Below are 13344 nucleotides of genomic sequence, written 5' to 3' on the forward strand. Positions count from 1 at the left end.
TAGCCGATGTGCGGCTCACCAACGAACAAATCCTTCCATCGATATATGAAACTTTGGCGTGGGGGTGCCAAAACAAGTGGGCCTATCCAAGCGGCGAATGGTGTTTTTAATAAACCGTTAATATTTGGCCTTCGCTCGGGCGCGCAAGGTGCCTGGCAATGACCAATTTGCCTAATTTATGTCCCATCGTTACACCCGGCCGCTCACGGTCCTGACCTCGCTCTTCTTCATGTGGGGTTTGATCACCTCGCTCAACGACATCCTGATACCGCACCTGAAGGCGATGTTCTCGCTGACCTATGTGCAGGCCATGCTGATCCAGTTTTGCTTCTTCACCGCCTACTTCGTGGTGTCCATGCCCGCTGGTGCGCTGCTGCGCCGCATTGGCTACCAACGGGGCATTACCGTGGGGCTGTGCACGATAGGCATAGGCTGCCTGCTGTTCTACCCGGCGGCTGAACTGCAGGCCTACCCCTTCTTCCTGGGCGCCTTGTTTGTGCTGGCGGCTGGTATTACGCTGGTGCAGGTCGCCGCCAATCCCTATGTCACCTTGCTGGGCGACCACGCCACGGCTTCCAGCCGCCTGAACCTGACGCAGGCCTTCAACTCACTGGGCGCCACCCTGGGCCCGCTGATTGGCGCTGTCACCATCCTGGGCGCAGCCGACCATGCGGCCGACATGGCGAAGTCGGCAGATAGCGTGCAGGGCCCGTACCTGGTGCTGGCCGCCGTGCTGTTCGTGCTGGCGGCCGTGGTGTCCATGTTCAAGCTGCCCGACGCCCGCGCGATTGAGGACAACGCCCCAGCATCGCACCCTGGCAGTGCCAACGACAGCATTTGGGCGCACCGCCATCTGGTGCTGGGCGCATTGGGCATCTTTACCTATGTGGGTGCCGAGGTCAGCGTGGGCAGCTTCCTGGTCAACCTGATGAGCGAGCCCGCCGTGGGTGGGCTGACGCATGTGCAAGCCGGCAAGTACCTTGCCATGTACTGGGGTGCGGCCATGGTGGGGCGCTTTGCGGGCTCTGCGCTGATGCAGCGCGTGGCAGCCAACCGGGTGCTGGCGGCGGCAGCACTGGTCAACGCGGTGTTGATAGGCGCGGCCATGGCGGTGGGCGGCCCGTTTGCCATGTGGGCTTTGCTGCTGACCGGGCTGTTCAACTCGATCATGTTCCCCACGATTTTCTCGCTGGCATTGGAAGGCCTGGGGCATTTGACCAGCCAGGGCTCGGGCCTGCTGTGCATGGCGATTGTGGGCGGCGCGGTGGTGCCGCTGCTGCAGGCAGCGCTGGCCGACAAGCTGAGCCTGCTGCTGTCCTTCATCGTGCCTTTGCTGTGCTTTCTGTACATCGGCTTCTACGGGTCCAGGGGCTACCGCCCGGTGGCCGTGCAAGAGCCTGCCGACGCAGCGCCTGCACCACGCACAGTGACGGCCTAACAACCGCCTAGCGGCAGCCGGTACCCGCGCCCTGCGGCCCGCAGGAATCTATATAAAAAGTGGCTCCAGCGCAGATATAAACTGCGCTGCAAGCTACTTTTTAGATAGCAACGCCCCTCCAGGCCGGACCTGGCCGGCCCACGGGTCTTCGCGCCGAAACGACGCATGCCCGTGTGGCACATTTGTCCCCATGTTCACCCGCTTCTTTCATACAACCCCACTGGCTTGGTGGGGCGTTCTGCTCCCGGCGAGTGCCGCGCTAGCCTGGCTTCTGACCGCAATCCATCTGCCTGCCGGGGTGTTGCTGGGCTGCATGTTGGTGGGCATTGTGCTGTCGGCCAGAGACATTCAGCTGCGCATCCCGCCTACCCTGTTTGCTTTGGCGCAGGGCGTGCTCGGCTGTCTGATGGCCCACAGCCTGCAGCCTTCGGCGCTGGGCAAGGTGGCGGCCAATTGGCCCCTCTTTGTGCTGGTGACGGGCTCGGTCATCGCGGCCAGCGCGGTGTTGGGCTGGGTCTTGATGCGCCGCAAGATATTCCCGGGCACCACGGCTGTGTGGGGGCTGGCACCCGGCGCGGCCTCGGCCATGGTGTTGATGGCCGAGTCTTACGGGGCGGATACGCGGCTGGTGGCGTTCATGCAGTATTTGCGGGTGGCGATGGTGACGGCAACGGCCGCGCTGGTGGCACGCATATTTGCCCCGCACACCGGCCCGTCCGTGGTCGCCGGCATGCACTGGTTCACGGTGGACAACCCGGACAACGTGGCGTTGACGATGCTGCTGGCATTTGGGGGCGCTTTGGTCGCCCGCAGGCTGCATATTCCCGCTGGCGCCATGGTGTTGCCCTTGTTGCTGGGTAGCGCATTGCAGGCGACGGGGCTGCTGGTGATTGAACTGCCAGGCGCCTTGCTGGCCGTGGCCTATGCACTGATTGGCTGGAGCATCGGGCTGCGCTTTACGCGCGCCATTCTGAAACATGCCTTGCGGGCATTGCCGCATGTGATGGGGTCGATTGTGGCTTTGATGGCTGTGGGCATCGCGATTGCGACCGCGCTGTCCTGGCTGTCTGGCATTGATCCGCTCACCGCCTATCTGGCGACCAGCCCCGGCGGCGCGGATTCGGTGGCGGTGATTGCCGCCACCAGCGCGGTAGACGCCAGTTTTGTGATGGCCATGCAGCTAGCCCGGTTCCTGATGGTGCTGGTACTGGGGCCACAGGTGTCCAAGTTTGTAGCTACCCGGGCTGCGTAACAAAATGGCCTCCAGCGCAGGCATTACCTGCGCAAGCAGCTATATTTTCAATAGCAAGCACCCATTTTAAGCAGCCAGACCAAAGCCGGTATCAAACGTGCCCTTCACGTCCAGCGCCTGCTTGATCAGGCCCACCTGCTGGTAGAAGTCTGCCGTGCCCTGCTGGTCGGCGATGACCTGGGCGTTGATGGGCACCCACTGCTGCTGGCGGCGTTCGAACTGCAGCTTGGCGGCCTCGGGCGGGATGCCGATGATGCGCGCCAATGCGGCCGAATAGGCGTCCACATGCTTGTACGACCATTGCTGGGCGCGCACCACGCGCTGCAAGAAGTCCTGCAGCACGGCACGCTTGCTGGAGATGGCCGTGTCGGTGGCGGCCAGGTAGCTCAGGCCGGGCAGCAGGCCGCGCCCGCTGACCAGCACGCGCGCATGGCGACTGGTTTCGGCCAGGGCGGTGTACGGCTCCCAGGTGGCCCAGGCATCGACCGAGCCCTGGGTCAGCGCCAGCTTGGCGTCTGCCGGTGCCAGAAAGCGGAAGTTCACGTCCTCGGGCGCCAGCCCGGCCTGGGTAATCGCCTTGAGCGTGATGTAGTGGCCGATGGAGCCCCGGTTGGTCGCCACGCTGCGGCCCTTCAGGTCGGCCGCGCCCTTCAGCGGCGAATCGGGCCGCACCAGGACCGCCGTGCCGTACGAGTCGGATCGGTTCGCACCGATGGCCTTCACCCGTGCGCCTGCGGCCAGGGCGAAGATCAGCGGGGCATCGCCGATGGGGCCAGAGTCCACCGCACCAGCGTTCAGCGCCTCGGCCAGCGGCGCGGCGGCCGGGAACTCGGACCACTGGATGTCATAGGCAATGCCGTCCAGGGCGCCCGCAGCCTCTAGCAGCGCACGCAAGCCGCCCTTCTGGTCGCCGGCCTTGAGCACGGGACGCGTCTGTGCAAATGCAGGCAAGACCAGCGCAGACGCTGCACCTGCGGCCTGGGCCAGAAACTGGCGGCGTGGCTTGTGTTGTGGAACCATAAAAATCTCCTTGAGGTTGGAAAGCAAATCAGTGGACAAAGCCGCCTTTGACAAAGCGCACCGGCTCGGCATCCATGCGGCTTATGAGTGCGCCCAGGCCATCCGCGCTGGCCACGGCAACGGCGCCGGGTTGCGGCCGTACATCGGTGCGGCACAACAGATCGGCATCGGACCAGCCAGCCTGGCCGGGCGCACTGCGGGCGCGCAGCCAACCGTCACGGTCGACGATCAAGGTGGTACCGGCCGCCGACGGAGTGCCGGTCAGCAATGCCACGGCGGCCCAGGCAGCGGGTGCGTCCGAATCATCTACCGTGCATCCCGCGTCTGGCTGGGCTGCACCGGGTAAACGCAATAGCACGGTGACCAGCCTAGGGTCTTCCAACGGGGGTGTGGACTGCGGGCCTGCATCCACCACGATGCGCAGGCGCTGGCCACGCCACGCCGCCAAATGGCGCGGTGGAGCACCGGCACAGCGTACCTGCGCATCCGGCAGACGCACAGGGAGGGCCCATGTGCCGGTGGTGCGCAGGCCCTCCCCCGCAGCCAGTGCTTTCATAAAGTCGATCAGGGCCCAGGCATCCGCATCGCCCAGCGTGCCGGCAAATGCGGGCATGGTGGTGGCGCCACTGGCGCCCTGCATGCCGTGCAGCACATGCCATAGCAGATCACCATCCGCGCGCCGCCAGAGCAAGGGCCCCGCCAAATTGGGGGGCCACACGGCCTGTGCAGCAGCCAGCGGGCCTCGGCCACGCCCATCGGCACCATGGCAGGCCACGCAATGCTGCGCATACAGCTGTTGGCCGCGCGCGATGGATTCCACGCTGGAGCCGATGGGCGCACGGTGGAAGCTGGCGGGCGTGGCCGGCACCGCCAGCACCCGCTTATCGGGCCAGGGGGCCATCAGCAACAACAGAGCCCCCACCAAGAGCAGCCCGAGCCGCCCGCGCTTCCACAGCCCGGCCAGCAGCCACAACGCCAACACCAGCACCACCACAGCCAAGCTGCCGGCAAAGCGCCGCGCCTGCCCCAGGTCGATGAGCAGGTTTTCGCCGGACAGGCGCATTGCCCAGGGCCAGGCAGGTTGCCCGTTTTGCAGCTCGGCCACACCCAGCCAGGCTAGCAGTTGCAATAGGGTCAGTTGGGCCGTCTGCAACAGCCCAATCAGCGCATTCAGCCAGCCGTCATTCCATAGCGCGCTCACGGCCCCACCCGGCCTGCAGAGGCAGCCGCCCGCACCAGGCGCGACAGCCGCATAAGCACCCAGATCACCAAGTTGCGTCCAAACCCAGGTGCCGCAAAGCCGTGTGGCGCAGCTCGGCCAAGCGTGGATGGCCACGGTGCCGGGGATAGGGCAAATCCACCACCAGTTCGGCCACGATGCGGGCCGGCCGGTCGCTCAGAACGACCACACGGTTGGCCAGGAACAGCGCCTCTTCCACATCGTGCGTGACCAGCAAGGCCGAAAACCCGGCACGCTGCCACAGCTTGACCAGTTCGCTCTGCATGGCAATCCGCGTCAGCGAATCCAGCTTGCCCAAGGGTTCGTCCAGCACCAGCAGCTGCGGGTCGTTGACCAGCGCACGCGCCAATGCCACGCGCTGGGCCATGCCGCCCGACAGCTGGTGCGGAAAGCTCTTGGCGAAATCGCTGAGGCCCACCAGGGCCAGCGCATCGTCCACACGAGAGCGCTGGGTCTTCAACAATCCGCGTGCCTGCAGGCCCAGTGCCACGTTGTCCCACACGCTGCGCCAGGGGTACAGCGTGGGGTCCTGGAAAACAACGATACGCGAAGGATCTGGGCGGGTAATGGCCGTGCCGTCCTGGGTGATTCGGCCCGTGGTCGCGGGCTCCAGGCCCGCCACCAGGCGCAGCAGCGTGGACTTGCCGCAGCCACTGGGCCCCAGCAGGGCCACAAACTCGCCTGGCTGCACCTGCAGGTCAATGCCATCCAGCACCTGCAGCACACCCTGCTGCTGTTGAAACCAGTGGCTCACGCCGCTGATATCGATATGGGCGCCCGTGGGTGCCAGGGCCGCTACGGCCTCCGGCGTGGCGACGGTAGTGCTTACCATTTGACAGTCCCCTTCTGCCACGACAGTGCACGGTCGCGCACCGTAAACAGCAGGGTAATCAGCCCCGAGCACAGCACCGCCATGACCAGCAGCGCGGCGTACATATTGGCATAGGCGGCCCAGCCCTGCGCCCATTGCAGGTACCAACCCAACCCGGCTTTGACGCCCATCATCTCGGCCGTAACCAGCACCGAAAATGAAGCGCCCAAGCCCATGAACAAGCCCACAAACACCTGGGGTAGCGCCGCGGGCACGGCCACGCGCAGTACCAAGAACCATTCCGAAGCGCCCAAAGTGCGTGCTACGTCGTAATAGCTTTTGTTCACCGAGGCGACGCCCGACCAGGTGAGCACCGCCACCGGGAAGAAGGTCGCAAGCCCCACCAAAAACACCGCCGCAGCATAACTAGAGGGCGCAAAGAAAAAGGCCAAGGGCAGCAGCGCAGACGCGGGCACTGGCCCCAAGAAGCGCAGCACCGGGTGCACCCAGTAACCTGCCACGCGCGACCAGCCAATCCATACGCCGGTACCAAAGCCCACCAAGGCCCCCAGGACGAAGCCATGCGCCAGCAAGCGCAGCGAATGCACGGTGGACAAGCCCAAGCGCGCCCAGTCTTCATATGCCACATCAATCAGGCTTTGCGGCGGGGCAAAAAATGGCGGCGGCAGCAGGCCCAGCTTGGCGGTCAGCACCTCCCACAGTGCCAGCAACAAAGGGCCCGCGATCAACCACTGTCCCGCCGGGCGCAGGTAGCGCCCCACAGACCCGGCACGCGCACCCAGCAGCGCGACGGCCGCTAGCAAAAGTGCCACGACCAGCGCCACCACGCCGAGTTCGGTCGTGAAATTCCAGTCGCTAAAACCAACCTCCTTGTTGGGCCAGCCCAAGGTCAGCAGGCCCAAGCCCGCCCACGCCAGTGCAGCCACGGCGCCGGTCCGCCATATTCCGCGCAACGGCGCAGGCTGCAGCGCAGCAGGCAGCGCACTGCGTGCCACACCCGTGTTTGCTGGCGCTCGCGCAGCGGGCTCCACACGCCCGCCAAGTACCTGGTCTGCGGTGGTCATGCAAGCACGTCCACAGCGACATGGTTGGCCAAGCGCGCGGGATCTGTAGAGGACTTCAGCACCCCCACCGACCGGAAGTCGCGGGCGTAGAACTCCACCTCGTCGCGCAAGCTTCTACCAACCGGGTGGTGGGCGTGCGTGAGGGTGCCCAGCAGCGCTTGCAGGTCTTCCACCGGCACCTTGGGCGAATATTTGGAGAACAGCTTGGCAGACTCGTTGGGGTTCTCGGCTACAAAGTCAGAGGCCTGCACGATGGAGCGCACCAGCGCCGCCACTGTGGGCTTGTCATTGCGCACCAACTCGCCGCGTGCGCCGACGATGCAGCACACCTTGTCCTTGTATTCACCCGACAGATTGGAGGCCAGCTCGACGTAGCGGCCCTTGTTGCGCTTTTCGATCAGGTACAGCGTAGGGTCGCCATCGGCGATTGCCTGGATTTCGCCCTTGTTCACCGCGATGTCCAGCAGATCGGCTGGGTACTGGCGCCAGGTCACATCCTTGTCGGCATCGATGCCATTTTTCTTCAGCAGAATGGAAAAGAAGTTCTTGCCGGGGCTCGCTATGTCCGACACGCCGATGGTCGCACCTTTGAGCTTTTGCAGGCTGGTAACGCCTGCCTCTTTCACACCCACCATCCGCACGCAGCCGCCGTGCGAGCTGCCGACAATCTTCACGTCAAAGCCCGCCTCCAGAGGTTTGAGCCAGCGGTGGATCATGCCCACGGCAGCATCGGCCTTGGCGGTGGCCAACGACTCCAGCAACTGGTCGGTAGAGCCGGTGTAGTTGATCAGATCCACCTGCAGGCCATTCTTCTCAAAAAAACCCCGCTCCTGCGCCACCACCACCGGCGACAAACAGAACGCCGACGCATTCCAGGCGAAGGTTAGTTTGCGCGGCTGCGAGAAGGCACGCGAGGCCAGCAGACCGCTGGATGCGATCACGGCGGCACCGCCGCCGGCGCGCAAAACACTGCGGCGCGATAAAGATGTAGTCATTGGCCACTCCCTGTCGTTGGTATGTTCAGTCCAGCAATTCAGGCTCGGCTTCCACCAGCCCCTCGTACAGGCTCTCGAAGGCATGCAGCGCGCCTTCGGGGCCGCCGATCTGGCTGTGCGTGTGCTGTGCCACTGCTTCGTCAATCGGTTTGGGCGTGCCGGCGGCTTCGGCCAGCAGCTGGGTGTGGCAGGCGTTCTCCAGCGCGATGTACCACCAGGCGGCGGCTTCCACGCTGGGGCCTGCAGTCAGGATGCCGTGGTTCTGCAGGATGGCGCCCTTGCCATCGCCCACGGCCTTGGCAATGCGCAGGCCTTCGCTGTCGTCCACCACCATGCCGGTGAAGTCGTCGAACAAAGCCACGTCGCCGTGGAAGGCGCAGCTGTCTTGCGTCAGAGTGTCCAGCTTGCGGCCCAGGGTGGCCCAGGCCTTGCCATAGATCGAGTGTGTGTGGGCTGCGGCGATGATCTTGGGGTTGTATTCATGGATGGCGGCGTGAATGGCAAACGCGGCCTTGTTCAGCGGCCGGTCGCCAATCACCGTCTCGCCCTTGGCGTTGACCAGCAGCAGGTCCGACACCTTGATGCGCGAGAAATGCAGGCCCAGCGGGTTGACCCAGAAGTGGTCTGTCAGCTCGGGGTCGCGGGCGGTGATGTGGCCGGCCAGCCCCTGCGCAAAACCGAAGCGGGCGAACAGGCGGAAGGCACCGGCCAGGCGCTCCTGGCGGTGGCGGCGCTCGGCCTCCACGCTGGTGCGCGGTGCGGGTGGGTCAAACCAGAACTTCTGCTGCGGGCGGGGGTTGAAGCGCAGTTGCGTAAATGCCGCTGCAGGTGCCGCAGTGCGGTCTATGGACAGCACGGCGCTCATGCTGCTTTCCTTTGCGCGGCAATGCGCTGTGCTACCAGGGCGCGGGTGCGCGGAATCAGCTCTCGGCCATAGTCAATCGCGTCCTCCAGCGGGTCGAAGCCGCGTATCAGGAAGGTGGTGACGCCCAGGTCGTAGTAGTCCAGCAGCGCATCGGCCACCTGCTCGGGCGTGCCGACCAGCGCCGTGCTGTTGGAGCGGCCACCGATCTCCTGCGCAACTGCGGTCCACAGCCGTTTGTCCAGCCGCGTGCCCTTGTCGGCCGCAGCCAGCAGGCGCTTGGCGCCTTCACTCTGCTGCGGGCCACCCCGGCCAAAGCCCTGCACCACACGCAGACGCTTGGTCTCGGCCAGGATGGCGTCGGCACGCGCCCAGGCTTTCTCCTCAGAATCGGCCAGGATGGGGCGGAACGAGACCGAGAAACGTACCGTGCGGCCATGCTTGGCGGCCTCGGCACGCACGCGGGTGGTGAGTTCGCGCACCTGGTCCAACGATTCGCCCCACAGGGCATATACGTCCGCATGTTTGCCCGCCACCGGAATAGCGGCCTCCGACGCGCCGCCAAAGTACACCGGCACATGCGGCTTGCCGTTGTGCGATTGCACCGGCTTCACCTCGGAATACGCGTTCTTGGCGTGGTAGTGCGCACCCTGGTGGTCAAAGGGTTTGTCGGCCGTCCAGACCTTGCGCAGCACATCCAGGTATTCGTCGGTACGCGCGTAGCGCTGGTCGTGGTCCAGCCAGTCACCATCGCGCTGCTGCTCTTCATCAGAGCCACCTGAGATGTAGTGCACCGCCAGACGGCCGCCGCTAAACTGGTCCAGCGAAGCAAACTGGCGGGCTGCCAGCGTGGGGGCCACAAAGCCAGGGCGGTGTGCCAGCATGAAGTGGATGCGCTCGGTGACCGCGGCTGCGTAGGCAACGGTCAAGGTGGCGTCCGGGCTGGTGGAATGGTGGGGTACCAGGATACGGTCAAAGCCCGCTGCTTCATGCGCCTGGGCAAAGGCGCGCACGTAGTCGCGGTCGATGGAAGGACCACGCGCCGCGTGGATCTCCGAGACCTTCTGGCTCTGGATCATGCCAATGAATTCAATAGGACCGTAGCTCATGAAAAGTGCTCCTTGAAGTAATCAGTAAGAAATGTGTGTGAAGAAAGTTGATGGGCTCAAGTAGCAGCGCGTGCCGTCAAGGCTTTGCCAAAGCTGCGCTCCCAGAGCGGCGCTACTAGGGCGGGCCCGTCCAGCACGCCCAGGCGCTGGAAGGTGTCGGCCACATCCTGGTGGCTTTGCACAATGGTGTCGTTGACGGGCCCCAGGCTGTAGTCGGTGCTGCGGCCGTTGAACAGCTCCACCAGGTCACCCACCGGCACCCGGGTTTCGGCCGCTTGGGCACGGGCATACGACAAATAGTTGGCGTTGGCCCAAACGTAGGAGCGCTGCAGACGTAGCAAAAAATCCGTGATAGCCGCGTGGCGGCGCGGGTCGTCCACGGCGCGCGGGTTCGCATAGATGGGGAAGTTGCCCGACAGATAGCCCACACCAGTCTTGATAGGGCGCGCACCGTACTGCGTACGCGCAATCTGCCCGTTGTAGCCATAGATGGCCCAGGCATCCAGATCGCCGCGCGCGAAGGCTGAAAGCCCATCAGCCGGTGTGAGGCTGACGGCCTGGATGTCGTTGAACCCCAGGCCCGCCTCGGCCAATTGCTTGCTCAAGAAATAGTGGGCCGTGGTGGCACGCACATAGCCCACGCGCTTGCCCTTGAGGTCGGCAATGCGCTGGATGGGCGCATCCTTGCGTGCCAGAGTGACCTGGTTATTCAGGTCCTCGCGGGTGGCGGCGATGAAGCGCACATTGGCCTTTTGGCGCGCCGCGAAGACTGCCGGAATTTCGCTACCCGAGCCCACGTCGAGCGCGTCGCCATTGATCGCCTCGATGTGCAGCACGCCGTTGTTGAGCTCACGCCAGTCGATACGGTAAGGCGTATCAACCAGCCCGGCAGCTTGCAGCAAGGGGCGCCACAGGCCTTTGTAAGTCCCAATGCGTAGGGACACACCGGACAGGTCCGATGTGGCGTTGGCAGCATGCGAGCTCACGCCCACGGAAACCATTGCACCCGCTGCAGCAGTCTGCAACCACTGGCGTCGCGACCATAGCGGAGTCAGCGGCACCGTAGACGGAAAGCGGGAAGATTGCATGGTGGTTACGGCTTTACTGCAAGAACAAAGAAGCCTGCAGCGTAAGTCGCAGATGCCGATGTGCCAACGTAGAAAGTCGCACATCGATATGCAAGAAACTTTGTTGTACTGACTAGGCGCAGCGCTTAACTTCGGCACCATGTCTTCCACTACCTTGCATCGCCTCGCTGCAGTGCCCACACCGTTGGAAGCCAATGCGCACCCAACGTTGGCACCGTACACATCGGCCCATATAGCCCATACACCTGCCCTGCTCGCGCAGCTCTCAGCCCAGCTTGCAGCCGGTGCCGCAGGCCTGGATGCGAGTGCCGAGTTTCCGCACAGCAACTTCGTCACGCTGCAGCAGCATGGCCTGGTGGGCTTGCTGGCACCCACTGCCTTGGGCGGAAGTGCCGCCACACTGACCACCGCACGGCGGGTAATCGCAGCGGTGGCCAAGGGCGAGCCGGCCACGGCCCTGGTACTGACCATGACCTATCTGCAGCACCTGGCGCTGCGCAGCAAGGACTGCCGCTGGCCGGTGGCAGTGCGCGAGCAGGTGCTGCGCGACGGCGTGCAACACGGCGCCTTGATCAACGCCCTGCGCGTGGAACCCGCCCTGGGTTCACCGGCGCGCGGCGGCCTGCCCAACACCGTAGGGACAGCCACCGCAACGGGCTGGACGCTCAATGGGCACAAGCTCTACACCACCGGCATTGCCGGGCTGCGCTGGCTGTCCGTATGGGGCCGCACCGACGAAGCCACGCCACGCGTGGGCAACTTTCTGGTGCCACGCGATGCGCCCGGCGTGCGCGTGGTGCAAAGCTGGGACCACCTGGGCCTGCGCGCCTCGGGCAGCCACGAGGTAGTCTTTGAAGACGTGCACATCGCCGCTGAATTTGCCGTCGATCTGCGGCCGCCGGACGGCTGGTCTGAAAGCACGGATCTAGCCAAGCACTATGCCACCCAGCAGGCCTGGATGGGCGTGCTGCTAGGCAGCATCTACGACGCGGTAGCCCGGGCTGCATACGACTGGCTGTGCGATTTTCTGCGGACCCGCAGCCCCGCCAACCTGGGGGCACCACTGGCCAGCCTGCCGCGTGTGCAGGAGCATGTGGGCGAAATCGCCGCGCTGTTGCACAGCAACCGCGTGCTGCTGGCGCATGCGGGTAGCGAGGTGGACGCTGGACGCACACCCTCGCCTAGCGACAGCGGTCTGCTGAAGTACACCACCACCAACAACGCCATCCGCGCCGTGGAAATTGCCCTGCAGCTCAGTGGCAACCACGGGCTCACACGGCACAACCCGCTGGAGCGCCACTACCGCGACGTGCTGTGCGGTCGCGTGCACACGCCGCAAAACGACTCCGCGCTGGTGGCCGCCGGCAAATCCGCCTTGCAGGCTGCAAATTCTTAGAACGTATTCAACATCCAGTCCACCGAAGGCATCCATGACCTCCAAAAAATCTCACCTCCCCACACGCCGGCACCTGCTGCAACAAGGCCTGTCCATGGCCGGCCTGCTGGGCCTGGGCGCAAGCGCTTTGCCCGCGCAGGCAGCCAACACCATTGCACCCGGCACCACGCTGGTTCTGGGCGACCAGGCCGGCGGTCTGCGGGCCCTGTTCGACGCATCAAAAGCACTGGAGGGCGCACCCTATGGCTACCGCTGGGCCAACTTCCAGGGGGCGGCACCGCTGTTCGAGGCACAGCGCAGTGCGGCGGTGGATACTGCCATTGCTGGTGACTTGCCAGTGCTAGCCGCTGCCGTGGGCCGCACGCCGCTGAAGATAGTCGCCACCCGTGTCGGCCTGCCTGAATCGCTGGGCATCGTGGTACAGGCCGACTCGCCCATCCGCAGCGTGCGCGATCTGCGCGGGCGCAGCGTGGTGGTCTCGTCGGCGCGCGGCAGCATTTCGCAATACCAGCTGTATGGTGCGCTGGAGGAAGCCGGAGTCGCCCGTGAAGAGGTCAATGTGCGTTTTGTGTTGCCGACCGACGCCGCCATGGCCTTTGCATCCCGCCAGATAGATGCGTGGGCGATTTTTGACCCCTATTACGCAGTCGCCACACAGCAAGGCGGACGCATCTTGCGCGATGGACGCGGCATCAACTCTGCGCTGGCCTTCATCACCGCCAGCGAGCCAGCGCTAGCCGATGCCAACAAGCGCGCCGCCATTGCCGACTTTCTTGCCCGGCTAGGCCGTGCGGGCGAATGGGCCCAAGCCAATGCCGAAGCCTTTGCCCAGGTCTACAGCCAGTTGACGCGCTTGCCGCTGGACAATGCGCGTACGATTACAGCGCGCGCGGCGGTCAGCAGCCGGCCGGTCAGCGAAGCCGACGTGGCCGCCTTGCAAAAAGTGGCAGACCGCTCGGCCCGCGACGGCATTCTGCCCACACGCGTTGACGTCCGCGCCATCACCGATGCCCAGGTGTGGACACGCTGAACGACCCTGCCCTACACC

12 protein-coding genes are annotated in these 13344 nt (G+C 64.8%); 4 read left to right on the plus strand and 8 right to left on the minus strand.

Annotated features, from left to right (window positions below):
- Window positions 1–178: 178 nt before the first annotated feature.
- Window positions 179–1438 carry a sugar MFS transporter gene (locus AC4BBN_RS04015; RefSeq protein ID WP_490590658.1) on the plus strand — a complete coding sequence of 420 codons (1260 nt, stop codon included), beginning with the start codon at window positions 179–181 and terminating at the stop codon, window positions 1436–1438.
- 190 nt (window positions 1439–1628) lie between these two features.
- A complete protein-coding gene (locus AC4BBN_RS04020; protein ID WP_490590659.1) occupies window positions 1629–2690 on the plus strand; it encodes an AbrB family transcriptional regulator in 1062 nt (353 codons plus the stop codon).
- Window positions 2691–2756: 66 nt separating this feature from the next.
- On the opposite strand, the gene AC4BBN_RS04025 is transcribed toward AC4BBN_RS04020, so the two are convergent.
- The 8 genes from AC4BBN_RS04025 to AC4BBN_RS04060 form a co-directional block, all read right to left on the minus strand.
- Entirely contained in the window at window positions 2757–3710 is a 954-nt protein-coding gene (locus AC4BBN_RS04025) for an ABC transporter substrate-binding protein (protein WP_490590660.1), read from the minus strand.
- Window positions 3711–3738: 28 nt separating this feature from the next.
- The gene (locus AC4BBN_RS04030) at window positions 3739–4911 is read right to left on the minus strand and encodes a c-type cytochrome (RefSeq protein ID WP_490590661.1); all 1173 of its coding nucleotides are present in this window, start codon (window positions 4909–4911) and stop codon (window positions 3739–3741) included.
- 64 nt (window positions 4912–4975) lie between these two features.
- Window positions 4976–5782: an ABC transporter ATP-binding protein gene (locus AC4BBN_RS04035; protein ID WP_490590662.1), complete on the minus strand. Its 807-nt coding sequence runs from the start codon at window positions 5780–5782 to the stop codon at window positions 4976–4978.
- On the minus strand, window positions 5776–6846 hold the full coding sequence (locus AC4BBN_RS04040; RefSeq protein ID WP_490590663.1) for an ABC transporter permease: 1071 nt from the start codon (window positions 6844–6846) through the stop codon (window positions 5776–5778). Before AC4BBN_RS04040 ends, AC4BBN_RS04035 begins: the two co-directional genes overlap by 7 nt.
- Window positions 6843–7841, minus strand: a complete 999-nt coding sequence (locus AC4BBN_RS04045) for an ABC transporter substrate-binding protein (RefSeq protein WP_490590664.1) — start codon at window positions 7839–7841, stop codon at window positions 6843–6845. The genes AC4BBN_RS04040 and AC4BBN_RS04045 overlap by 4 nt, the downstream gene beginning before the upstream one ends.
- A 25-nt stretch (window positions 7842–7866) precedes the next feature.
- Entirely contained in the window at window positions 7867–8706 is an 840-nt protein-coding gene (locus AC4BBN_RS04050; RefSeq protein ID WP_490590665.1) for a class II aldolase/adducin family protein, read from the minus strand.
- Window positions 8703–9812: an LLM class flavin-dependent oxidoreductase gene (locus AC4BBN_RS04055; protein ID WP_490590666.1), complete on the minus strand. Its 1110-nt coding sequence runs from the start codon at window positions 9810–9812 to the stop codon at window positions 8703–8705. Before AC4BBN_RS04055 ends, AC4BBN_RS04050 begins: the two co-directional genes overlap by 4 nt.
- A 56-nt stretch (window positions 9813–9868) precedes the next feature.
- Window positions 9869–10900, minus strand: coding sequence for an ABC transporter substrate-binding protein (locus AC4BBN_RS04060; protein ID WP_490590667.1), 1032 nt, complete (start codon window positions 10898–10900; stop codon window positions 9869–9871).
- Window positions 10901–11039: 139 nt separating this feature from the next.
- On the opposite strand from AC4BBN_RS04060, the gene AC4BBN_RS04065 reads away from it, so the two are divergent.
- A complete protein-coding gene (locus tag AC4BBN_RS04065; RefSeq protein WP_490590668.1) occupies window positions 11040–12296 on the plus strand; it encodes an acyl-CoA dehydrogenase family protein in 1257 nt (418 codons plus the stop codon).
- A 34-nt stretch (window positions 12297–12330) separates the two neighbouring features.
- Window positions 12331–13326: an ABC transporter substrate-binding protein gene (locus AC4BBN_RS04070; RefSeq protein ID WP_490590669.1), complete on the plus strand. Its 996-nt coding sequence runs from the start codon at window positions 12331–12333 to the stop codon at window positions 13324–13326.
- The last annotated feature ends 18 nt before the right edge of the window (window positions 13327–13344 follow it).

The sequence above is a fragment of the Rhodoferax sp. SPJ21 genome, from assembly GCF_058216335.1.